Genomic DNA, 23,598 nt, shown 5'->3' on the forward strand with positions numbered 1-23,598 from the left:
GGATCCGGAGGTCCGGAGCGGACGGGCCGACACTATGTCATCCGGCGTCACCGCCCTCGGTGCGGTGTGGGAATCCCCGATGCGGCCCCGTCACGCACCTTGCTAGCGTCCATGCGACCAAGCAGGGGGGCGATGCCGCCACGACCTGCCACGGCTCCTTGAGCGAACTGAGGTGGTCCACCATGGTCCTGCGTCGTGCACCGATCGTCGTCGCCCTCGTCACGGCCGCGATGCTGGCGTTGGGCACCGCCCTCGTCCCGATCCTGCCCGCCACGGCCGTCGCCGCCGTGTGCTCGGCACCCGCCTGGGCCGAAGGCACGAGCTACCAGGCGGGCGACCAGGTGACCTACGAGGGGAGCGGTTACACCGCGACCATGGCGCACACCGCGCACCCGGGCGCCGGGTGGGACCCCGCGTCGACGCCCACGCTCTGGACGCACGACGGGACGTGCGACGGCGGGCCGGACCCCGACCCCACGCCCGACCCCGAGCCGGAGGCGGGCACCCCCGTCGCGGCCAACGGTCAGCTCAGCGTCTGCGGCGTCAACCTGTGCAACGAGCACGGCAGCCAGATCCAGCTGCGCGGGATGAGCACGCACGGCACCCAGTGGTACTCCCAGTGCGTCACCGACGCCTCGCTCGACACCCTCGCGTACGACTGGAACGCGGACGTCATGCGCATCTCCACCTACGTGCAGGAGGGCGGCTACGAGACCGACCCGGCGCGGTTCACCGCCCTGGTGAACGACTACATCGACATGCTCTCGGCACGCGGCATGTACGCGATCGTCGACTGGCACATGCTCGACCCGGGCGACCCGAACTTCAACCTGGAGCGCGCCAAGACCTTCTTCACGGCGATCGCCGAGCGGAACGACGGCAAGAACAACATCATCTACGAGGTCGCGAACGAGCCCAACGGGGTCTCGTGGCAGACCATCAAGAGCTACCACGAGCAGATCGTCCCGGTGATCCGCGCACAGGACCCCGACGCCGTCGTGCTGCTGGGTACCCGCGCGTGGTCCTCGCTCGGCGAGTCGGAGGGCTCGGACGAGTCGGAGGTGGTGAACGACCCGGTCGACGCGACGAACGTGATGTACACCTTCCACTTCTACGCCGCGACGCACGACCAGGAGTACCTGGACACGCTGTCCCGGGCCGCGGACCAGATTCCCATGTTCATCACGGAGTTCGGGTCGCAGAACAGTGCAGGTGAGGGCGCCAACGACTTCGCGATGACCCAGCGGTACCTCGACCTGGCGGAGTCCAAGAAGATCAGCTGGGTGAACTGGAACTTCTCCGACGACCACCGGTCAGGGGCGGTCTTCACGGAGGGGACCTGCTCCGGGGGCTCGTTCGGGACCGACCGGCTGAAGGAGGCCGGGGCGTGGATCCGGGACCGGATCCGGACGCCCGATGCGTTTTAGGCGCGACGAGTTCTGGGGACGAGTTCTGGGTGTGACGAGTTCGGTGTGATGTCTGGGGAGGTTGCCTGGCCGTGCTCCGGGGTTGCGGTTCGCGTGGGTTGCGGTTCGCGTGCCGAACCGCAACCTGTGCGTGGTGGGGGCCTCCGTGGGCCGCCGAACCGCGACCTGTGTGTCCTCGTGGGTGCCCAGCCGAAGGTTATGAGTCCTTACCCGGTCCGGTGCACGTGTTCCTTGCGGTTCGGCGGCGTCGGCGACTCGTAACGTGCGGTTCGGCGGCGTCGGCGACTCGTAACGTGCGGTTCGGCGGCGTCGGCGACTCGTAACGTGCGGCTCGGCCCCGTGCATGGCACACGAGACGCAGAAGGTGCGGCTCGGCACCGTCCGGCCATGCGCCTGCGCGGGTCCGGGCTACGGCGTGTGATCGGTCGGCAGGCGGGGTGTGGCCGGAAGGCCAGGTGGACCGGACAGGTGGGTTCCGGAGGCCTGATTCTCGTTCACCCGGGTCCCGTCTGATTCACTTTCGGCAGGGACGGCGTCGGCACGGGCTTCTTGCCGCAGGTGCTCGGCGCCGGGCGTACCACGGTGCACATCGCCCGGATCCTGACGGGCGGGGTGCTCGGAGAACGGCCCGTCGCCGCACTGACCTGCCCGGCCGCTACGCTCCCTCCATGTCTCCCACCGTGTACGTGATCGGCGCAGGACCGGCCGGCCTGGCCGCGGCGGCCGCCCTCCAGGTCAGGGGCGCGGACGTCACCGTCCTGGAGAAGTCGGAGCACGTCGGCAACGCGTGGCGGCACCACTACGACCGCCTGCACCTGCACACCACGCGGGGCCTGTCGAAGCTGCCCGGCCTGCCGATCCCGCGCGAGTTCGGTCGCTGGGTCGCCCGGGCCGACGTCGTCAGCTACCTCGAGGCGTACGCCGCCCACCACCGGCTGCGGATCGAGCACGGCGTCGAGGTCACGCGCCTCGACCGGGCGAACGGCACCTGGACGGTCACGACCACGGAGGACGGCGCTCCCGGCGCGCCGCGCACCGCGGACGCCGTCGTCGTCGCGACCGGGTACAACCACACGCCCCACGTGCCGGACTGGCCCGGCGCGGACGGATTCACGGGGCAGATCCTGCACGCCGGCCGGTATCGCAACCCGGCCCCGTACGCGGGCCAGGACGTGCTGGTCGTCGGCGTGGGCAACACGGGCGCGGAGATCGCGCAGGACCTCGCAGAGAACGGCGCCGCGAGCGTCCACCTCGCGGTCCGGACGCCGCCGCACATCGTGCCGCGCAACCAGGGACCGTGGGCCGCGCAGTACACCGGCCTGCTGGTGCGGCACCTGCCCACGGCCCTGGTCGACGCCCTCGGCGTCCCGGTCCGCAGGGCGAACTTCCCTGACCTGGCCCACCTCGGGCTGCCGATCCCCGAGGTCGGCCTGGCCACGCGCGTCGCCCAGGGCGCCATCCCCGTCCAGGACATCGGCCTGGTCGCGGCCGTCCGGTCCGGGGCGATCCGGGTGGTCGCGGCCATCGAGCGGTTCGACGGCGCTGAGGTGGTCCTGTCCGACGGCGCCCGGCTCACCCCCGACGTCGTCCTCGCCGCCACCGGGTACCGCCGTGCGCTGGAACCGATGGTCGGCCACCTGGGCGTGCTCGGCGACCGCGGCAGGCCGATCGCCACGAACGGCCGCCCGGCCGCGCCACGCCTGTACTTCACGGGCTTCACCAACCCGATCAGCGGCATGTTCCTGGAGATGGCGGCCGACGCCCGGCGGATCGCACGGCGCCTGACCGCGGCACGCTGAGGCCCGCCCCGGTCAGCCGGCCCCGGTCAGCCCGCCCCGGTCAGCCCGTGCCGAGGTAGGCCCGCACCACGTCGTCGTCGGCCAGGAGCTCCGCCGCGGGACCCGACCGGACCACCTCACCCGTGCGCAGCACGTAGCCGTGGTCGGCGGTGCGCAGCGCACGGCGGGCGTTCTGCTCCACGAGCACCACGGTGGTGCCGGCCGCCCGGATCTGTGCGACGACGTCGAACACCTCGTTGACGACGAGAGGGGCCAGGCCCATGGAGGGCTCGTCGAGGAGCAGCAGCACGGGCTCGGCGACCAGCGCCCGGGCGATGGCGAGCATCTGCTGCTCCCCGCCGGAGAGCGTGCCCGCGGGCAGGTCGCGCCGTTCCGCCAGGACCCCGAACCGCTGGTACATCTCGTCGATGGTCGCCGCGGCGGCGCGGCCACGGTGCCACCCACCCATCGCCAGGTTCTCGGCCACGGTCAGCGAGGCGAGCACCTGCCGGCCCTCGGGCACCTGGACCAGCCCGCGCGCCACGAGCCGGTGGGCGGGCGCCCGGGTGATGTCGGACCCGCGGAACCGGACCCGGCCACCGTGCGGGCGCACGATGCCGGACACCGCGTTGATGATCGTCGACTTGCCGGCGCCGTTCGCCCCGACGAGCGTGACCAGCGCCCCCTCCGGCACGGTGAACGACACGTCGCGCACCGCCTCGACGCGGCCGTACCGCACGGAGAGGTGCTCGACCTCGAGCACGGGTTCGGTCATGTCAGGCCTCCGTCCCGAGATACGCCTCGACGACCCGCGGGTCGGCCGCCACCTGCGCCGGTGCGCCGGTCGCGATGATCTCGCCGAAGTCGAGCACCACCACGCGGTCGCAGACCTGTCGCACCAGGCCGACGTTGTGCTCGATGAGCAGCACCGCCAGGCCGTCGTCGGCCAGTGAGCGGATGAGGTGGGCGAGCTCGCCGGCCTCGACCTGGTTCATGCCCGCCGCCGGCTCGTCCAGGATGAGCAGGCTCGGGTCGGCGGCGAGCGCCCGCGCGATCTCGAGCCGCCGCTGGTCGCCGTACGAGAGGGCGCCGGCGCGGGTGGTGGCGGCGTCCAGCATGCCGACCCGGCGCAGGCACCGGGCGGCGTGGACGAGCGCAGCCCGCTCGTCGCGTCGTGCGGACGGCAGCCAGAGCAGCCGGCGCACGAGCGTCGGCCGCGTCACGAGGTGCCCGCCGACCAGCACGTTCTCCAGCGCGGAGAGCCGGTCGAAGAGCTTGGAGTGCTGGAACGTGCGGCTCACGCCGGCGGCGGCCACGCGGTGCACGGGGGTGCGTCCGGCGGTCACGCCCAGCACGCTCGCCTCGCCCGCCGACGGCGGGACGAGGCCGCTGAGCATGTTCACGAGGGTGGTCTTGCCCGCGCCGTTGGGGCCGATCAGCCCGAGCAGCTCGCCGCTGCGGACCTCGAGGTCGACGCCGCGCACCGCGTGCACGCCGCCGTAGTCCTTGCTCAGCCCGGTCAGCCGGGCCACGACGTCGCCGCGCGGGGCGTGCTCGCGGGTTCGCAGGTCCCCGCCGTCGGCCTCGTGCGTGTCGAGGTCGGGCACCCGGACGCGGCGCGGGATGCGCCCGGCGAGCCCGCCGGGCAGGAAGAGGATGACGACGAGCAGCAGCAGGCCGGCGACGAACGGCCGGATCCAGCCGGCCTCGACGCCCAGCGCCCGCTGGATCTCCGGGATGACGGTGAGGAACGCACTGCCCACCACGGGGCCGGCGAACATCGTCGTACCGCCCACCATGGCGGTGACCAGCCCGTCGATGGCGGCGGTGAACCCGAAGTCGGCCGGCGCGACCAGGCGCACGGTGTACGCCCAGAGCACGCCGTAGAGCCCGGCCACGGCGCCGGCCGTCGCGAACGCCCCGAGGCGGTGCCTGCCGACGTCGATGCCCATGGCGCCCGCCGCGAGCTCGTCCTCGCGGATGGCCTCGAGTGCCCGGCCGTACCGGGTGGGTCCGGACCGCCAGAACCAGTAGGCGACCACGGCGAGCACGACCCAGGCGATGGCCGGCGTGACGATCTTGGGCACGGACAGCCCTTGCGCGCCGCCCGTCCACTCGGCGTTGAGCAGAAAGATGCGCACCGCCTCGGCGAACCCGAGGGTGGCGATGGCGAGGAACACGCCGCGCAGGTGCATGGTCGGCAGCCCCAGCACGACGGCGGACACCGTGCCCGCGGCCATGCCGATCGACAGCGCGACCAGGAGGGCGGCGACGTCGCCGACGACGTCGGGGTCCGGTGCGAGGAGCGCGGACGCGTACGCGGCGACCGACGCGAAGCCCGCCTGGCCGAGGCTGAGCTGGCCGGCGTTCAGCACCGCGTAGAAGGAGAAGGCGAAGATCGCGCCGAGCGCGATGAAGGTGACCGTCGACTCGGTGAGCATCAGACCTGCCGCACCCGTCGTCCGCCGAACAGCCCTTGCGGCCGCAGCAGCAGGATCCCGAACAGCAGCGCGAAGGCGATCAGGTCGCGCCACGCCGAGCCCAGGTACTGCACGGCGAACACCTCGGCCACCCCGAGCAGGATCCCGCCGACGAGCGCGCCGGGCAGCGAGCCCATGCCGCCCACCACGATGACCGCGAGCCCCTTGAGCTCGATCGCGGAGCCCATGCCGAGCTGGGCCGAGTTCACGTTCATCGCGAACAGCGCGCCCGCGACGGCGCCCAGCGCCGCCGAGATCGCGAACGTCGTCGCGGTGACCCGGTCCACGTTCACGCCGAGCACGCGGGCCGCCGTCGGGTTCTCGGCGACGGCGCGCATGCCCCTGCCGAGCCGGCTGCGGGCGACCAGCCACGTCAGCCCCACCACGAGGGTGAGGCAGATGGCGACGATGACCACCTGCAGCAGCGTGACCTGGGCACCGAGCACGTCGAACCGCGTGGCGGGGAACGCGTCGGCGGGGAAGCGGCGGGTCTCTGCCCCGTACCGCCACTGCAGCAGCGCGATCAGCATGCCGGCCACCGCGATCGACGAGATGAGGCCGGCGAAGTGGGCGTCGGCCCGGCCCTTGAGCGGCCGGAACGCCACCCGCTCGACGATCAGCCCCAGGAGCGCGCCCACCACGGCCACGGCGGGCAGGGCGGCCCAGAACGGCAGCCCGCCCACGGTGACGAGCTCGATACCGATGAACGCCGAGGCGGCGAACACCGCGGGGTGAGCCAGGTTGAGGCGGTCGAGGATGCCGAACACGAGCGCGAACCCGACGGCGAAGAGCGCGTAGATCGAGCCGATGAAGAGCCCGTTGAGCAGCTGTTGCATCGCGGTGCGCTCAGTCGAGCACGGCGAACGTGCCGTCTTCGACGATCTGCACCACGGCCTCGTGCTCGGCGTCCCGTGACTCGTTGATGGTCAGCTCGCCCAGCACCGACGGCACGCCGTCGATGGTGCCGAGGCCTTCCTTGATCGCGTCCCGCTCGCCCGAGCACGACGACCGCACCGCGGTGTCGATCAGCATGAGTCCCGCGAAGGCCTGGGCCGCGAACTGGTCGGGCGGCGTCCCGTACTTCTCCTCGAAGTCGGCGAGGAACGCCGTGTTCTCCGGGTTGTCGGACGCCGAGTTCCAGGCGGCGCCCACGACGACCCCCTCGGCGGCGTCGCCCGCGTCGGCCATGAGCTGGGGGTTGTTGAAGCCGTTGCCACCCACGATCGGCACGTCGATGCCGAGCTCCCGTGCCTGCGTGACCAGCGGGATCGCCGCCTCGATGAGGGCGGAGACCACCAGCAGGTCCGCGTCGGCGGCCTTGGCCTCGGTGAGCAGGGCGCGGAAGTCGGTGTCGGCCGTGGAGAACTCCAGCGTCTCGGCGACCTCGACGCCCTCGGCGTCCAGAGCCTCGGCGAACACCTCGTACCCGGCCTCGGTGAAGGCGTCGTCGTTGCTGTACATCACGACCGCGCTCTCGGCGTCGTACGCCTCCTTGACCTTGGCGACGGTCTGCGGGATCACCTGGGCCTCGGTCAGGGAGTCCCGGAAGATGTAGTCGCCCTGCTCGGTGATGCCGTCGGCGGTGTTCGAGATCGCGAGCACCGGGACGCCCTCCTCCTGGGCGATCGGCTGCGCCTGGAACCCGCCGTTGGAGAGGGTGGGGCCGATGATCACGCTCGCGCCGCCGTCGGCGGTGAGCTGCTCGAAGACGGCGATGCCCTGGCGCGGGTCCGTCTGGTCGTCCTCCACCGTCAGCTCGTACTCGACCCCGCCCTGCGCGGCGAGCTGCTCGGCGGCCAGCTCGAGCCCCTTCTGCTGGGACTCGCCGTAGCTGGCGGCGGCACCCGTGAGGCTGAGCGCCGCACCCACCGGGACCGGGGACCCGATGGTGCAGTCGGCGCCGGTGCCCTCACCGACAAGGCTGCCGCCCCCGTCGGCGGCGCCCCCCGAGGAACAGGCGGCGAGCGTGACGGTCACGGCGGTGGCGGCGAGAAGGGCGCGAGCACGGTGCGACATGCAGATCTCCAAGGGTTTGACGTCGTCGTCAAGGCAGAGGAAGAGATGGTCGAGCAAGCCGGTAGCGGGGGAAATTCTGGCACGGATATGCCTCCGATCACACCCATATACCAATGCGGGACACGACATTGCGATTCAGTGCAAATGCTTGACACCCTGCCCGGGGCGAGGCAGCGTCCAGCGCATGAACCGCCGAAAGACCCTCGCAGGAGTCACCGCAGCCCTCGCGACACTGACGCTCGCGGCCTGTGCGCCCTCGTCGGACAGCCCGGAGCCCGGCGCGGCGGCGGGGGAGGGGTGCGACGGCGAGGCGGTCGGCCTCGACGTCTGGTCCTGGCGCACCGAGGACGTGAAGACCTACGAGCGGATCTTCGACGTCTTCGAGGAGGCCAACCCGTGCATCACGGTGACCTTCCAGGCCCACCTCAACACCGAGTACGACCAGATCCTGCGCACCGGCCTGACCGGCTCGGACGGCCCCGACGTCGCCCAGGTACGGTCGTACGGCCTGCTGCAGCCGCTCGTCGAGGGCGGCAACCTGGAGCCGCTGGAGGACCTCGTCCCAGCGCTCGGCGACTTCGACGAGGCCACCCTGGACGGGTCCCGCGGCCGTGAGGACGGCGCCGTCTACGGCGTGCCGCTGGCCACCCAGACCATCCAGGTCTACTACAACACGGCGATCTTCGAGGAGCACGGCATCGAGGAGCCCGAGACCTGGGACGACTTCGTCGCCCTGTCGGACATGCTCCTGGAGCACGACGTCACGCCGCTCGCCGTCGGCGCGCGCGACGGGTGGTTCGTGCCGACCGTGCACGACGCCCTGACGGCCGCCCAGTACGGCGGCGCGGACTTCCAGCAGGCCCTGCGCGACGGCGACACCGACTTCACGGACCCGACGTACGTCGACTCGATCCAGACGCTCAAGGACCTGCAGAAGTACATGCCCGACGACGTCACGGGCGTGGCGTACACGGACGCGCAGGTGCTGTTCACCTCCGAGCAGGCGGCGATGTTCGCGGGCGGCTCGTACGAGCAGGCCTTCTTCCAGGAGGCCAACCCGGACCTCGACCTCGGCGTGTTCCAGGTGCCCCCGCCGCCCGGGTCCGCCCTCGACCACCCCGTCTCGGCCGGGTACGCCGACGGCAGCTGGGGCCTCTCCGCCACCACCGAGCACCCCGAGGAGGCGCAGACGCTCCTGAACTGGCTGGCCACGCCCGAGTTCGGGCAGCTGGTGGCCGACGAGCTCAAGCAGTTCTCGCCGATCCCCGGCGTCGAGTTCTCCGACCCGCTCCAGCAGGAGATGTGGGACCTGTACCAGGAGAACCCCGCGCCGTACCTGCTCCTCGTGGACTACCGGTACGGCGACCCCGTCGGCACCGACCTGATGGGCGAGGCAGGGCAGAAGCTGTTCCTCGGCGACACCTCCGCTGAGGGTGCGGCGAAGATCATCCAGGACGGCCTGTCGGCCTGGTGGACGCCGGGCGAGTGACCCGCCGTCGTACCGCGGCGCTGCCCACACCCGTCGCGCTGCTCTTCCTGCTGCCCGCGGCCGCGCTGTTCGCGGTCTTCGTGCTCTACCCGATGGCGACGGCGCTGACCTACTCGCTGTTCTCCTGGCGCGGCACCGCGCAGGAGGCGTTCGTGGGGCTGGACAACTTCGTCACGCTGCTGACCACGGAGCCGTACCGCAGCCAGCTGCCGCGCGCGTTCGCGCACAACGGGCTGCTGTTCGCCGGCGCGATGGTCGTGCAGAACTCGGTGGGCCTGCTGCTCGCGTACGCGCTGCACAAGCGGGAGCGGCTCCGGCGCCTGTTCCAGGTGCTGTACACGATGCCGTACCTGGTCTCGCCGCTGGTCGTGGGCTACCTGTGGTCGCTGCTGCTGTCGCCGCTGTTCGGCCCGGTGAACGCACTGCTGCGCGCCGTCGGACTGGAGTCCGCGGCCCAGCCCTGGCTGGGCGACCCCGACACCGCCCTGTGGGTGGTCGTGCTGGTCACGGCCTGGCAGTGGGTGGGGTTCCCGCTGCTGATCTACGGGGCCGCCCTCGGGTCGCTCGACCCGACCATGGAAGAGGCCGCGATGCTCGACGGCGCGAGCTCCCGCCAGCGGTTCTGGCACGTCACCCTGCCCATGCTGATGCCGGTGATCGGCACCGTGAGCGTGCTGACCTTCATCTTCTCCATGGAGGCGTTCCCGATCCCGTACGCCCTGGGCGGGTCGAACGGCAGCCCGGCGGGCGCCACCGACGTCATGTCGCTGCTCTTCTACCGCACGGCGTTCAACTCCGGGGCCTCCAACGCGATCGGCATCTCGTCGGCGGTCGCGATCGCACTGTTCGTCGTGATCGTCGGCGTCTCCGTGGTCTTCACACGGTGGTTCCGCCGGGTCGAGCGGGGACTCACGTGAGGCGCGCGGGGGCTCACGCGAGGCGCGCGGGGGCTCACGCGAGGCGCGCGGGGGCGGACGTGCGGCGCGCGAGGGCCGGCGTGCGCGCGGGCGGTGGCACGGCGCGCCGCGTGGCGGTGAACGCCGTGCTCTGGGGCTACGCCGCCGTGGCCCTGGTGCCGCTGCTGATCATGGTCTGGAACTCGTTCCGGACCGATCAGGAGCTCGTGGCCGAACCCCTCGGGCTGCCGGTCAGCCCGTCGTTCGACGCGTACCGCGAGGCCTGGGTCGAGGCGTCGTTCTCGACCTACTTCCTCAACTCGGTGCTGGTCACCACGGCCTCGGTGGTCCTGTCGACGGTGGTCTCGCTGCTCGCGGCCTACGCGCTGGCGCGCTCCCGGTCACGGCTCATGGCCGTGATCGAGCAGGTCTTCGTCTCGGGCCTGATGATGCCCGTGTTCCTCATGATCGTGCCGATCTTCTACCTGCTGGACACGATCGGGCTGGCGTCGACCCGGACCGGCCTGATCCTGGTCTACGCGGCGGTGTCCATCCCGTTCTCGGTGTTCGTGCTGGCCACGTTCCTGCGCCAGCTCCCGGACGAGCTGGAGGACGCCGCCCGGATCGACGGCGCCGGGCCGCTGCGCACGTTCTGGTCGGTGCTCCTGCCGTTGGTGCGGCCCGCCATAGCCACCGTCGTGGTGTTCCGGTTCGTGCCCATCTGGAACGACTTCTTCTACCCGCTGATCCTGGTGCGCGACCGCGACCTGTACACCTTGCCCGTCGGCCTGACCACGTTCTTCGGGGAGTACCAGACCTCGTGGTCCACGCTGTTCGCCGGCCTGGTCATCGCCACGCTGCCGCTGGTGCTCCTGTTCCTCGTCGCGACCCGGCAGATCGTCGCGGGGCTGACCGCGGGGATGGGGCGCTGACGGCTGACGCCCAGGGCGAACACGGACGGCGGACGGCGCCGGGCGTGGGAGGCTGGGTGTGTGCGGCACACCACGGGCTTGCATTCGGCGCCTGTGGCAGTGGGGCGTACCATTGACGGGTTGCCCGTGCGCCTGTCGTACATGGCTGTCAGCGAGCAGCCGCAACGTGAGTTGAGCATCCCCGCGCCACCCCGGGACGCAGTACGCCGGCGTGCGCGCACCCCCGACATTCTGGAGACCATCGAAGTGAAGAGCGCCGTCGAGACCTTGGAGCCCACCAAGGTCAAGCTGACCGTCGAGGTGGACTACGACGAGCTCAAGCCGAGCATCGATCACGCCTACGAGCACATCGCGGAGCAGGTGAACATTCCCGGCTTCCGCAAGGGCAAGGTGCCCCCGCGCATCATCGACCAGCGGGTCGGCTGGGGCGCCGTGATCGAGCACGCCGTGAACGACGGCCTCTCCGGTTTCTACCGTGACGCGCTCGGCGAGACCGAGCTGCGTCCGCTCGCCCAGCCCGAGATCGACGTCACCGACGTCCCGGCCAAGGCCGGCGAGGGCCAGCTGAAGTTCACGGCCGAGGTCGAGGTGCGGCCGGAGATCGAGCTGCCCGAGCTGACCGACGTCGAGCTGACCGTTGAGTCGACCGAGGTCACCTCCGATGACATCACGGAGCGCATGGACGCCCTGCGGGAGCGCTTCGGCACCCTGGTGGGCGTGGACCGCCCGGCCGTCGAGGGCGACTACATCGTCATCGACCTCAAGGCGCTCATCGGCGACGAGGAGGTCGACTCCGTGTCGGGCGTCTCGTACCAGATCGGCTCCGGCAACATGCTCGAGGGCCTGGACGAGGCCCTCACCGGCCTGTCCGCCGGCGAGACCACCACGTTCAAGGCGCCGCTGGCCGGCGGCGACCACGAGGGCAAGGAGGCGGACGTGACCGTCACCGCCACCTCGGTCAAGCAGCGTGACCTCCCCGAGGTGGACGACGACTTCGCCCAGCTCGCCTCCGAGTTCGACACGCTGGAGGAGCTGAAGGACGACCTGCGGACCCAGGTCGCCGGCATCAAGACCTCCAACCAGGCCGTCACGGCGCGTGACGCCCTCATGGAGAAGCTCCTGGAGACCGTCGAGGTCCCCGTGCCGACCGGCGTGGTCCAGGCCGAGGTGCACCGTCACCTCGAGTCCGAGAGCCGCCTGGAGGACGACGAGCACCGCGCGGAGGTCACCGAGGACGCCACCAAGGCGATCAAGAACCAGATCCTGCTCGACACCCTCGCCGAGAAGCTCAAGGTGCAGGTGAGCCAGGGCGAGCTGGTCGAGTACCTGGTGAGCGCCTCGCAGCAGTACGGCATGGAGCCGAGCGAGTTCATCCAGACCCTCGAGCAGGGTGGCCAGATCCCCGCGATGGTCGGCGAGGTCGCGCGCTCGAAGGCGCTGGCGGTCGCGCTGCGCCAGATCGAGGTCAAGGACTCCGACGGCAACGTCGTCGACCTGAGCGAGTTCATCGGTTCGGACGAGGCCGACGACGCCCAGGCCGCCCTCAACGAGGCCATGGCGCAGGCCCAGGAGGCCGCCGACACCGAGGCGACCACCGAGTCCGCCGAGGACGCCGAGGGCTCCGCACCGGAGTCGCCGGAGCCCGCGAAGGCCTGACGTACTCCAGGGCCCGAGAGGGCTGAAGCATGACGCCGGACGGCGGTCCGCGCCCTCGCGCAGAGGGGGCGGACCGCCGTCCGCGTTCCTCCCGACTTCGCTCTGGGCAGCGCCGATGCGCTGTAGGCGAAAACGGCTCCGAATCAGGAGTTCCGGCGGGCAGGGGCACGTTAGGGTCGAGCGACACTACGTCGTAGGACGTGGTCCACAGACGAGAGTCAGAACCGAGGAGATGGACGTGAACGATCTGCTGCGGATGGATGCTGGGCCGGTAGCGCGGACGGAGGGTGCTGGCTTCGGGCTCAACGACTCCATCTACAACCGGCTGCTGAAGGAACGCATCATCTGGCTGGGGTCGGAGGTGCGCGACGAGAACGCGAACGCGATCAGCGCGCAGATGATGCTTCTCGCGGCCGAGGACCCCGACAAGGACATCTGGCTGTACATCAACTCGCCCGGCGGCTCCATCACGGCCGGCATGGCGATCTACGACACCATGCAGTTCATCAAGCCGGACGTGGCGACCGTCGCGATGGGGATGGCCGCCTCCATGGGGCAGTTCCTGCTGTCCTCGGGCACCAAGGGCAAGCGGTACATCACGCCGCACGCCCGCGTGCTGATGCACCAGCCGTCGGGCGGCGTCGGCGGTACCGCCACCGACGTGCGGATCGGCGCGCAGCTCATCATGCACATGAAGAAGGTGCTCGCCGAGCTGACGTCCGAGCAGACCGGGCAGCCGATCGAGAAGATCATCAAGGACAACGACCGCGACAACTGGTTCACGGCCTCTGAGGCGCTGGAGTACGGCTTCGTCGACCATGTCGTCGATACCGCGGCGCTGGCCGGCGGCGGCGGCATGGCCAGCTGACCGCCCGGAAACTCATCAAGACCTGATCGACGAGGAGACCATCGTGAGTCCTGAAGCCCAGTTCGTCGCAGCCGCAGAGCGCCTTGCCGGCGCACGCGCCCGTTCGGGCGCGGGGCTGCCTTTCGCCACCGCCGGCGCCACGCCGTCGGCCCGCTACGTGCTTCCCCAGTTCGAGGAGCGCACCCCGTACGGCTTCAAGCGCCAGGACCCGTACACCAAGCTGTTCGAGGACCGCATCATCTTCCTGGGTGTCCAGGTCGACGACGCGTCCGCCGACGACGTCATGGCGCAGCTGCTGGTCCTGGAGACCCAGGACCCCGACCGTGACGTGATGATGTACATCAACTCGCCCGGCGGCTCGTTCACGGCCATGACGGCGCTGTACGACACCATGCAGTTCATCAAGCCGCAGATCCAGACCGTGTGCCTGGGTCAGGCGGCGTCGGCCGCCGCGGTGCTGCTCGCCGCCGGCCAGCCGGGCAAGCGTCTCGCGCTGCCGAACTCCCGCGTGCTGATCCACCAGCCCGCGATGGAGGGTGGCGGCTACGCGCAGGCCTCGGACATCGAGATCCACGCGAACGAGCTCATCCGCATGCGCGAGTGGCTCGAGCTGACGCTCGCGACGCACTCCGGCAAGTCGCAGGAGCAGGTGCGCGACGACATCGAGCGCGACAAGATCCTCACCGCCGCGCAGGCCAAGGACTACGGCCTGATCGACGAGGTGCTCGAGTCGCGCAAGCCCGTCGCGGTCGTGACCAACTGACCTCACCGGCCCGTTCGGTCACAACATCATCCCGACGCCGGGGCCGCCACCAATACCGGTGGACGACGAGCCCCGGCGTCGGGCATGGTGGGACACGCTACGTAGAACATGACAAAATTGTCATGAACTGGTGAAAGTCGGTCGTGCGACCCGCCGGGCCGCCCGGCTGACAACAGGCCACCTGTGGTGTGGAATGGATCTTAAGACCGCTCGACGTTGCGGATCTGCTGGGTCAACCGGCCTGTGCGGGACTCCGTGAGGGTGCACAAGGCGAGGAGACAGGTAGTGGTGCGAATCGGTGACGGCGCGGAACTGCTGAAGTGCAACTTCTGCGGCAAGTCGCAGAAGCAGGTAAAGAAGCTGATCGCCGGGCCGGGCGTGTACATCTGCGACGAGTGCATCGAGCTGTGCAACGAGATCATCGAGGAAGAGCTCGGTGAGGCCGCGGAGCTGGGCCTGACGGAGCTGCCCAAGCCACGCGAGATCTTCGACTTCCTCGAGCAGTACATCATCGGCCAGGACCCCGCCAAGCGCGCCCTGGCCGTCGCTGTCTACAACCACTACAAGCGCATCCAGGCGGGCGAGGCCGGCCGGTCCATCGGCACGGACGACCAGGACCCGGTGGAGATCGCCAAGTCCAACATCCTGCTCATCGGCCCGACGGGTACGGGCAAGACCTATCTGGCGCAGACGCTCGCGAAGATGCTCAACGTGCCCTTCGCCATCGCCGACGCGACCGCCCTCACCGAGGCCGGTTACGTGGGTGAGGACGTCGAGAACATCCTGCTCAAGCTCATCCAGGCCGCCGACTACGACGTCAAGAAGGCCGAGACGGGCATCATCTACATCGACGAGGTCGACAAGGTGGCCCGCAAGGCCGAGAACCCGTCGATCACGCGCGACGTGTCCGGCGAGGGCGTGCAGCAGGCGCTCCTGAAGATCATCGAGGGCACCACGGCCTCGGTGCCGCCGCAGGGCGGGCGCAAGCACCCGCACCAGGAGTTCATCCAGATCGACACCACGAACGTCCTGTTCATCGTGGCCGGCGCGTTCGCGGGCCTGGACGACATCGTGGCCGCCAGGTCCCGCAAGCGGGGCATCGGGTTCAGTGCCCCCATGGAGTCCATCGCCGGCGACGAGGACCTGTTCGCCGAGGTGCGGCCGGAGGACCTCCAGAAGTACGGGCTGATCCCGGAGTTCATCGGCCGGCTGCCCGTCATCGCGTCCGTCTCGCCGCTGGACCGCGACGCGCTGGTCCGGATCCTCACGGAGCCCAAGAACGCGCTCGTCAAGCAGTACAAGCGCATGTTCGAGATCGACGGCGTGGAGCTCGAGTTCGACGAGCCCGCCGTCGGCGCCATCGCGGAGCAGGCACTGCTGCGCGGTACGGGAGCCCGCGGGCTGCGAGCCATCCTCGAGGAGGTGCTCCAGCAGGTCATGTTCGACGTGCCGAGCCGCGACGACGTCGAGCGGGTGGTCATCACGCGCGACGTGGTGCTCGACAACGTGAACCCGACGGTCGTGCCGCGCAAGAGCGCGGTCCGCGGCCGCCAGCCGCGGGAGAAGAGCGCGTAGCCAGCTGGTCCGGCGTGGCCGGCTGTGTGTGGTCGGTAAAAGGTCAGGTGGTCGGCTCCCCGGGGAGCCGACCACCTGACCTTTTACCGACCATCTCGGGCCCTGCGGCCCCCGGGTAGCTCGGCCTCAGGCGGTGTGGGCCGGGACCCGGGCGTACATCGCGTCGACGACGTCGGCGAAGTCCTCGATCACCTTCGAGCGCTTCACCTTGATCGACGGCGTGAGGTAGCCGTTCGCCTCGGTGAAGTCGATGTCGAGCACCACGATCTTCCGGATCGACTCGGCCTTCGAGACCGCCTCGTTCGCGTGGGCCACCGCCTTGTCGAGCTCGGCGAGGACCCGCTCGTGCACGCGTGCCTCGTCCACCGACAGCCGGGGCAGGCCGTTCGCGGCGCACCAGCCCGGCAGCATCTCGGCGTCGAGCGTGACGATGGCGCCGATGAACGGACGCTGGTCGCCGACCGCCACGACCTGGCTCACGATGGGGTGGGCGCGCATGCGGTCCTCGAGCACCGCCGGGGCCACGTTCTTGCCGCCCGCGGTCACGATGATCTCCTTCTTGCGCCCCGTGATGTGCAGGTGGCCGTCCTCGTCGAGCTGCCCGAGGTCGCCGGTGCGGAACCAGCCGCCGGTGAAGGCCTCCCGGGTCAGCTCGGGCTGGTTGCGGTAGCCGCGGAAGATGTGCGGTCCGCGCAGCAGCACCTCACCGTCGTCGGCGATGCGGATGTCCGTGCCGAAGAACGCCGGGCCCACCGAGCCGATCACGGTCCGGCCCGGGAGGTTGACCGACGTCGGCGCCGTGGTCTCCGTGAGGCCGTACCCCTCCAGGATGGTGACGCACGCGCCACGGAAGAAGTGGCCGAGACGCTCGCCGAGCGGTGCCCCGCCCGAGACCGCCCACGTGAGCTGGCCGCCCATGGTGGCCTTGAGCTTGCTGAAGACGAGCTTGTCGGCGATCGCATGCCGCACCCGGAGCGACCTGCCGGGGCCGTCAGGCACGTCCATGGCCCGCGAGTACTCCTCGGCGACCCGGGCCGACCAGCCGAAGATCTTGGCCTTGAGGCCCGACGACGCCTTCTGCTCCGCGCTGTTGTAGACCTTCTCGAACACGCGCGGCACGGCCAGGAGGTAGGTCGGCCGGAACGTGCCGAGGTCGCCCACGAGGTTCTTGATGTCGGGCGCGTGGCCCAGCACCGCGTGGCCGGCGATGGTCGCGACCTCGACGAAGCGCGCGAACACGTGCGCGAGCGGCAGGAACAGGAGCGTGCGGGCGTTCTCGGCCTGCAGCAGCTCCGGGATGCCGACGGCGGCGTTCATCGTCAGGTGCGCGAAGTTGCCGTGCGTGAGCTCGACGCCCTTGGGCCTGCCGGTGGAGCCCGACGTGTAGATGATGGTCGCCAGGTCGTCGCGCCGGACGGCTTCACGGCGCTCGGTGACGATGCCCGCGGAGAGGTTGGTGCCCGCCTTGCGCAGGTCGAGGATGGCCGCTTCGTCGATCAGCAGGATGTTCTCGAGCCGGGGCAGGCTGGGACGCACGCTGGTGACGGTGTCGGCGTGGGCCCGGGACTCGACGACGACGAGGCGGACGTCGGCGTCGGACAGGATCCACTGGACCTGCTCGGCCGACGAGGTCTCGTAGACGGGCACGGCGACGGCACCGGCCGCCCAGATGGCGAAGTCGAGGAGCGTCCACTCGTACCGGGTGCGCGACATGATCGCCACGCGGTCGCCGGCCTCGATGCCGCGGGCCACGAGGCCGCGGGCCACCGCGAGGACCTCGTCCTCGAACTGGCTGGCCGTCACCGCCGTCCACGGCCCGTCAGGGGTGTCACGCCGCTCGATGAGTGCCTCGTCCCCGGAGCGGGCCACGCGGTCCGCAAGGATCGTGTTGATGCTGGTGCCCTCAGGCACCTCCACCAAGGCCGGCGACGTGGCGAGTGTCATCTTCTGCTCTCCGTTGAAGTCTTGAAGAGGTGAAGCCATAGTTCCGGGTCTTCACCAAGTTGCGTGCCTGCTCGGCAGACTGTAGCCGATCTACGCTGCGGGCCGGAACAGTCGGCGGTGGAGCCCTTCGTCGCCGGTGCCCTCGGGCGGTTAGCCTTTTACCGTGTCTGACAACGAACCGACCAGCGCTCCGGTGCCGTCCGAGATCATCCAGCTCCGCGGGAGCATCGACAACATCGACGCGGCACTCGTGCACCTGCTCGCCGAGCGGTTCAAGATGACCCGACGGGTCGGGGAGCTCAAGGCCGTGGGCGGCATGCCTCCGGCGGACCCCACGCGCGACCAGCAGCAGATCGCCCGGCTCACGGCGATCGCGGAGGAGTCGGGCCTCGACCCCGAGTTCGCGGTGCAGTTCCGCCAGTTCATCGTGAGCGAGGTGATCCGCCACCACGAGCTGATCGCCGCTCTCCACAAGGGCGACAACCTGCCTGAGGTGGACACCTACGCTTGAAGGTGACCACCGCTTGACGCGACTTTGCCTTGCTTGGGGCGACGGTCGACTTCAGGTCGCGCGTATTTGGTGTGGAGGTCACAGGTAATTCCGGCGTGGGGGTGGCGCCCGCACGCGATCCGTCGTTTCCTGGAGGGAACGCCGGGGCGACGTCGTGCGGTAGGGCATCGCGTCGACCTCGGCGGGAGACGCGGAGGTTCGAATGAAGATCGACTGGCTCAAACCCCTCCTCGGCCACCAGGGTCCTTTTGCGACCCTGCACCTGGACGCGACGCCGTCCGAGCAGGCCGCCGAACGCGACGTCGAAGGCCGCTGGAACGCGGCGCGCAAGGACCTTGCGCAGCAAGGAGCGCCGGCCGGCGTGCTGGCCGCCCTCGAGGAGGTGGTGCTGCGGCCCACGAGGGTCCCTGGGCCGCACGGCCGGGTCGTCATCGCCGACGACACGGGCGTGCTGGTGGACCGCGTGGTGAACAACCCGCCGACCACCTCGACGGGCTCGTGGGCGCAGGTGCCCGCACTGTTGCAGGCGGCGCTGGCCGCCGACGAGTCGGTGGAGCTGCTCAAGGTGGCCGTGGACCGGCAGGGCGCGGACTTTCACCGGGCGGGACAGGCCGGCAAGGAGCACAGCACCTACCAGGCACCGCACGACGAGATCGAGAAGTCCGGTTCCAACGAGGTCAAGCGCGCACGTATCGAGTCGCGGGCGGAGGACTCGTGGGAGCGCAACGCGGCCGCGGTCGCCGCCGAGATCGACCGGCGGGTGGCCGAGACGAGGCCCGAGCTGGTGCTGCTGACCGGGGACAAGCGAGCGGTGTCGCTCGCTCGCGCGGCGCTGACCCCGCCCACGGCGGAGAAGGTGGTCGAGGTGCCCGGCGGCGGGCGCAGCGGCGGAGGCGTGCACGAGGGCGCGTTCGCCGAACGGGTCGGTGAGGCGCTGGACTCGTACCGCGAGCGGCGCAGGGAGCGCGTGCTGGCGGAGCTGCGCCAGGAGCTCGGGCGTGAGTCGAACGCCGTGACCTCGGTGGACGACGTCGTGGCCGTGCTCGCCCGCGGGCAGGTCAAGGAGCTGGTCCTGGCCGAGGAGTACGGGACGGGCAACTCGCCCATGAACGGCCGCAAGCTCTGGATCGGACCGGACCCCATGCACATCGCGGGATCCCGCTCCGATCTCGAGGACCTCGGTGTCACCGAGCGGCTGGAGGAGCTGCCCGCGTCGGTGGCGCTCGTGCGCGCCGCGGTGGGTCAGGACGCTGGTCTGACGTTCGCGCCGGAGGGTTCGGTCGAGCTCATGGACGGCGTCGCCGCGACGCTGCGCTGGCGGGACGACGGCACCCCGACGGAAGCCCTGGCGAGCATGTCCGGGGACGACCGGCGGCGCCCCTGAGACCCGTGGGTGATTTCGCGCGTGAATTCGCTGTGAACTCTCGGTCAGTTCTGGTGGACTAAAGCCCTCAGAACGGGCAACCGTCCGTATGGAATTTCCGATTTACCGTGTATGGGAAAATGTTGCATCGGAATGTGTCCGTTTTGCCCATACACACGGAAACGCATTATCGGTACGGTCACGGGCCATGGGGATGATTCATTGTGAGTACGCGCGGCTTGCCGCCGACGACTTCGACAAGGCACGGACAGATCCCACCTGGGCGCTGGAGCACATCGACGAGCTCGCCGGTGAATGGGTGCAGATGGATCTTCCGGCAAAGGAGGCCAGGTACTTCAGCATCGGAACCGTCTGGGGCCCGCTGCACACCGTGCTTCGGGTGCACGGTGAGATGCCGGTCGACCCGGTGCAGGGCGGTGCCGAGCTCGGCCCTGCCGCCGGCATCACGCCGGTGCGCTACCTGGGGCCGGAGGACGTCGAGCGGGCAGCGGCGTTCCTGGTGGGCACGTCGTTCGACACGCTGGCGCCGCTCGCCAGCGCCGCGCACGTGTGCGACGAGGACGTGTGCCCCGACCCGGACGAGCACGCCGTCGAGACGGACGCCGAGCGGCTCGGCCAGGCCTACGGCGAGCTGGCCGCGTTCTACGGCGCGGCCGCCGAGGCGGGCGACGCAGTGGTCCTGATGCTCAACTGACCCACCAACCCCGCCGAGGTAGTCACCTGCCGAGGTAGTCGTCTGGCGAGGTAGTCGTTTGGCGAGGTAGTCATCTGGCGAGGTAGTCACCCAGCGTGTGCTGAGTGACTACCTCGCCAGACGACTACCTCGGCAGGGGCGGGGGTGGGTCAGGGCTTGTTGCGGGGCGGGGCCTCGCCCAGCTCGCTCGACGTCACGACCATGCCGCCCTGGACCGCCTGGTCACCCTGACCCTCGGCGGTCTGCACCAGGTCGAGCACGCCGGTGACGCGGCCGGCAGCCTTGACGTCCTCGACGGCGGCCTCGACGGCCGCGAGCGACGCGGCAGGCACGGCGAGCGACGCGGCCACGATGGGCGTGCGCATCGACGCCTTGGCCTCGGACTTCACCTTGCGCAGCGCGGCGAGTGCGTGCCCGGCCGCCCCGAGGTCGGCCGGGTCGGCCGCACCGGCCGCCGCACGCAGCGGCTCCGCGACGGGCCAGGCCGCGCGGTGCACCGAGCCCTCGCGCCACCACGACCAGACCTCTTCCGTGGCGAACGGGACGTACGGCGCCAGGAGCCGCAGCATGGTGTCGAGCGCGATCGCCAGGCTGGTGCGAGCCGACGTCGTCTCGGGGGAGAGGTCCGCCGAGTCGGCGCCCGCGCCGTAGGCGCGGTCCTTGACGAGCTCGAGGTAGTCGTCGCAGAACGCCCAGAAGAACGTCTCGGTCAGCTCGAGCGCGCGCGTGTGGTCGTAGGCCTCGAGCGCCGCGGTGGCCTGCTCGACGACGTCCGCCAGGCCCGCCAGCATGGACTGGTCCAGCGAGACCGTCACGGCCGCCGGGTCGAGCGCGATCTCGCTGCCCGCGCCACCGCCGAACGACAGCGCGAACTTGGAGGCGTTGAGGACCTTGATCGCCAGGCGGCGACCGATCTTCATCTGCCCCACCTCGAACGCCGCGTCCGTGCCCAGACGAGCCGACGCCGCCCAGTACCGCACCGCGTCCGAACCGTGCTCGACGAGCAGGTCCATGGGCGTGACCACGTTGCCCTTGGACTTGGACATCTTCTTGCGGTCCGGGTCCAGGATCCAGCCGCTGATCGTCGCGTTCTTCCACGGCAGCACCTTGTTCTCCAGGTGCGAGCGCACCACGGTGGAGAACAGCCAGGTGCGGATGATGTCCTGGCCTTGGGGGCGCAGGTCCATCGGGTACACGCGCTCGAAGAGGTCCTGGTCCCGCTCCCAGCCGCCGACGATCTGCGGGGTCAGGGAGGACGTGGCCCAGGTGTCCATGACGTCGGCGTCGCCGACGAACCCGCCGGCCTGGCCGCGCTGGTCCTCCGTGTAGCCGGCGGGCGCCTGTGAGGTCGGGTCGACCGGCAGGGTCTCCTCCGCGGGCACGATCGGGTGGTCGTAGTCGACCTCGCCGTCCGCGTCGACCGGGTACCACAGCGGGATCGCGACGCCGAAGAAGCGCTGACGGCTCACCAGCCAGTCGCCGTTGAGGCCGCCCACCCAGTTCTCGTACCGCACCCGCATGAAGTCCGGGTGGAAGTCGAGCTCCTTGCCGCGGCCCAGCAGCTCCTCACGCAGCGAGTCGTCCCGGCCGCCGTTGCGGATGTACCACTGGCGCGAGGTCACGATCTCGAGGGGCTTGTCGCCCTTCTCGAAGAAGTTGGCCTTGCGCTGCGTGGGCACGGGCTCGGTCGGCATGTCGCCGGACGCGACCAGCGCGTCGACGATCGCCTTGCGGGCACTGAAGGTCGTCTTGCCCGCGACCTCGGCCTCGAACAGCTCGGCGCCCGGGCCGGCGGCGAGCCACTCCGGCACCTCGCGCGTGATGCGGCCGTCGCGGTTGATGATCGAGCGGGTCGGCAGCTGCAGCTCGCGCCACCACTGCACGTCGGTGAGGTCACCGAAGGTGCAGCACATCGCGATACCCGCGCCCTTGTCCGGCTCGGCCAGGTGGTGGGCGAGCACCGGGACCTCGACACCGAACAGCGGCGACGTCACGGTGGTGCCGAACAGGTGCTGGTAGCGCTCGTCGTCCGGGTGCGCGATGAGCGCGACGACGGCAGGGATCAGCTCCGGGCGGGTGGTCTCGATGAAGACGGGCTCGCCGCCGGCCTGGTGGAAGGCGACCTTGTGGAAGTGGCCGGGGTAGTCCCGGGCCTCCAGCTCGGCCTGGGCGACGGCGGTCTGGAACGTGACGTCCCACAGGCCCGGCGCCTCGGCCTGATAGGCCTCGCCGCGCTGCAGGTTGCGCACGAACGCACGCTGCGCCGTGGCGCGCGAGCTGTCACCGATCGTCTGGTACGTCTGTGCCCAGTCCACCGAGATGCCGAGGCGGCGCCACAGCTCCTCGAACTGCTTCTCGTCCTCGGCCGTCAGGCGCTCGCACAGCTCGACGAAGTTACGGCGGCTGACCGGGACCTGGTCCGCGGCCTTGACGCTCTTGCCGGTGCCCTCGAACGGGGGAGTGAAGTCCGGGTCGTAGGGCAGCGACAGGTCGACGCGCACGCCGTAGTAGTTCTGGACGCGGCGTTCGGTGGGCAGGCCGTTGTCGTCCCAGCCCATGGGGTAGAAGACCTCGAGGCCGCGCATGCGCTTGAAGCGCGCCACGATGTCGGTGTGCGTGTAGCTGAACACGTGGCCCACGTGCAGCGAGCCCGAGGCCGTGGGCGGCGGCGTGTCGATCGAGTAGATCTCGTCGCGGGTCTTGGTGCGGTCGAACGCGAAGGTCTTCTCGGCGGTCCAGCGCTCGTCGAACTTGGTCTCGAGGCCGTCCGTGCTGACCTTGTCCGGTACCTCCTTGACCACCGCGCGTACGACGTCGGCGCCGGCTACCGAGGCGGCCGGGATGTCGAGGGCTGGTGTGGTCGTGGCCGGGTCCGTCGGCCCGGTGGAGGCAGGAGTGCTCATGGGCACCAGTGTCCCAGATTCGAGCAAGCCGAAGCGCATGTTTTCCACAGGTGGCCGCACGCGTCCTCGTGCCGGCCCCGCGCTCGGGGCGCGGCGAGGCCGGACGAGACGTGGACCACAGATTGACTGAAATGGTCTATGAGTCCCAGAGGTATGGACTATGGTTCTGCCGGGCCCGATCGAGGCCCGCCGTCGGAGTCCAGGAGCTGAGCCGTGCGCATGTCGTGTTGTCGGTGCTCGTCGCATCGTCCTTCCGCCATGTCCCGCCGTTCCTAGGAGTCC

Annotated in this window: 18 protein-coding genes; 12 read left to right on the forward strand and 6 right to left on the reverse strand. The window is 70.3% G+C overall.

Annotation, left to right across the window (positions count from 1 at the left end):
- The first annotated feature begins 182 nt into the window (after positions 1 to 182).
- Both ACYVK7_RS21570 and ACYVK7_RS21575 read left to right on the forward strand, forming a co-directional pair.
- Positions 183 to 1,427, forward strand: a complete 1,245-nt coding sequence (locus ACYVK7_RS21570; protein WP_460889773.1) for a cellulase family glycosylhydrolase — start codon at positions 183 to 185, stop codon at positions 1,425 to 1,427.
- Positions 1,428 to 2,095: 668 nt separating this feature from the next.
- On the forward strand, positions 2,096 to 3,226 hold the full coding sequence (locus ACYVK7_RS21575; RefSeq protein WP_460889774.1) for a flavin-containing monooxygenase: 1,131 nt from the start codon (positions 2,096 to 2,098) through the stop codon (positions 3,224 to 3,226).
- Positions 3,227 to 3,266: 40 nt separating this feature from the next.
- On the opposite strand, the gene ACYVK7_RS21580 is transcribed toward ACYVK7_RS21575, so the two are convergent.
- From ACYVK7_RS21580 to ACYVK7_RS21595, 4 genes are read right to left on the reverse strand one after another with little or no spacing between them, the layout of a single operon-like run.
- Positions 3,267 to 3,980 (reverse strand): ABC transporter ATP-binding protein, encoded by a 714-nt coding sequence (locus tag ACYVK7_RS21580; protein WP_460889775.1) that lies wholly within the window; start codon positions 3,978 to 3,980, stop codon positions 3,267 to 3,269.
- A gap of 1 nt (position 3,981) precedes the next feature.
- Positions 3,982 to 5,646, reverse strand: a complete 1,665-nt coding sequence (locus tag ACYVK7_RS21585; RefSeq protein ID WP_460889776.1) for a branched-chain amino acid ABC transporter ATP-binding protein/permease — start codon at positions 5,644 to 5,646, stop codon at positions 3,982 to 3,984.
- Positions 5,646 to 6,521: a branched-chain amino acid ABC transporter permease gene (locus ACYVK7_RS21590; RefSeq protein ID WP_460889777.1), complete on the reverse strand. Its 876-nt coding sequence runs from the start codon at positions 6,519 to 6,521 to the stop codon at positions 5,646 to 5,648. Before ACYVK7_RS21590 ends, ACYVK7_RS21585 begins: the two co-directional genes overlap by 1 nt.
- Positions 6,522 to 6,531: 10 nt before the next feature.
- Positions 6,532 to 7,701, reverse strand: coding sequence for an ABC transporter substrate-binding protein (locus ACYVK7_RS21595; protein ID WP_460889778.1), 1,170 nt, complete (start codon positions 7,699 to 7,701; stop codon positions 6,532 to 6,534).
- A gap of 184 nt (positions 7,702 to 7,885) precedes the next feature.
- Between ACYVK7_RS21595 and ACYVK7_RS21600 the strand changes: the two genes are divergently transcribed.
- The 7 genes from ACYVK7_RS21600 to clpX all read left to right on the forward strand — a co-directional run bounded on the left by ACYVK7_RS21600 (position 7,886) and on the right by clpX (position 15,880).
- Positions 7,886 to 9,190, forward strand: coding sequence for an ABC transporter substrate-binding protein (locus ACYVK7_RS21600; RefSeq protein WP_460889779.1), 1,305 nt, complete (start codon positions 7,886 to 7,888; stop codon positions 9,188 to 9,190).
- Positions 9,187 to 10,107 (forward strand): carbohydrate ABC transporter permease, encoded by a 921-nt coding sequence (locus ACYVK7_RS21605; protein ID WP_460889780.1) that lies wholly within the window; start codon positions 9,187 to 9,189, stop codon positions 10,105 to 10,107. The genes ACYVK7_RS21600 and ACYVK7_RS21605 overlap by 4 nt, the downstream gene beginning before the upstream one ends.
- Positions 10,108 to 10,166: 59 nt before the next feature.
- A complete protein-coding gene (locus ACYVK7_RS21610) occupies positions 10,167 to 11,018 on the forward strand; it encodes a carbohydrate ABC transporter permease (protein ID WP_460889781.1) in 852 nt (283 codons plus the stop codon).
- A gap of 246 nt (positions 11,019 to 11,264) precedes the next feature.
- The gene (gene tig, locus ACYVK7_RS21615; RefSeq protein ID WP_460889782.1) at positions 11,265 to 12,674 is read left to right on the forward strand and encodes a trigger factor; all 1,410 of its coding nucleotides are present in this window, start codon (positions 11,265 to 11,267) and stop codon (positions 12,672 to 12,674) included.
- A 232-nt stretch (positions 12,675 to 12,906) separates the two neighbouring features.
- A complete protein-coding gene (locus tag ACYVK7_RS21620; protein WP_460889783.1) occupies positions 12,907 to 13,542 on the forward strand; it encodes an ATP-dependent Clp protease proteolytic subunit in 636 nt (211 codons plus the stop codon).
- A 43-nt stretch (positions 13,543 to 13,585) separates the two neighbouring features.
- Complete coding sequence (locus tag ACYVK7_RS21625) at positions 13,586 to 14,305, forward strand: ATP-dependent Clp protease proteolytic subunit (protein ID WP_460889784.1); 720 nt, start codon at positions 13,586 to 13,588, stop codon at positions 14,303 to 14,305.
- A gap of 285 nt (positions 14,306 to 14,590) precedes the next feature.
- On the forward strand, positions 14,591 to 15,880 hold the full coding sequence (clpX, locus tag ACYVK7_RS21630) for an ATP-dependent Clp protease ATP-binding subunit ClpX (protein WP_460889785.1): 1,290 nt from the start codon (positions 14,591 to 14,593) through the stop codon (positions 15,878 to 15,880).
- A gap of 126 nt (positions 15,881 to 16,006) precedes the next feature.
- Here clpX and ACYVK7_RS21635 read toward each other — a convergent pair whose 3' ends face one another.
- Entirely contained in the window at positions 16,007 to 17,824 is a 1,818-nt protein-coding gene (locus tag ACYVK7_RS21635) for an AMP-dependent synthetase/ligase (protein WP_460889786.1), read from the reverse strand.
- Between the two features lie 163 nt (positions 17,825 to 17,987).
- Between ACYVK7_RS21635 and ACYVK7_RS21640 the strand changes: the two genes are divergently transcribed.
- The 3 genes from ACYVK7_RS21640 to ACYVK7_RS21650 all read left to right on the forward strand — a co-directional run bounded on the left by ACYVK7_RS21640 (position 17,988) and on the right by ACYVK7_RS21650 (position 20,413).
- Positions 17,988 to 18,335 (forward strand): chorismate mutase, encoded by a 348-nt coding sequence (locus tag ACYVK7_RS21640; protein ID WP_460889787.1) that lies wholly within the window; start codon positions 17,988 to 17,990, stop codon positions 18,333 to 18,335.
- A 202-nt stretch (positions 18,336 to 18,537) separates the two neighbouring features.
- On the forward strand, positions 18,538 to 19,719 hold the full coding sequence (locus ACYVK7_RS21645) for a baeRF2 domain-containing protein (protein ID WP_460889788.1): 1,182 nt from the start codon (positions 18,538 to 18,540) through the stop codon (positions 19,717 to 19,719).
- A 187-nt stretch (positions 19,720 to 19,906) separates the two neighbouring features.
- Positions 19,907 to 20,413: a DUF1877 family protein gene (locus ACYVK7_RS21650; RefSeq protein ID WP_460889789.1), complete on the forward strand. Its 507-nt coding sequence runs from the start codon at positions 19,907 to 19,909 to the stop codon at positions 20,411 to 20,413.
- 149 nt (positions 20,414 to 20,562) lie between these two features.
- Here the strand turns inward: ACYVK7_RS21650 and valS are convergent, their stop codons facing one another.
- Entirely contained in the window at positions 20,563 to 23,316 is a 2,754-nt protein-coding gene (valS, locus tag ACYVK7_RS21655) for a valine--tRNA ligase (protein ID WP_460889790.1), read from the reverse strand.
- Positions 23,317 to 23,598 lie beyond the last annotated feature (282 nt).

The sequence above is a fragment of the Promicromonospora xylanilytica genome (genome assembly GCF_054782895.1).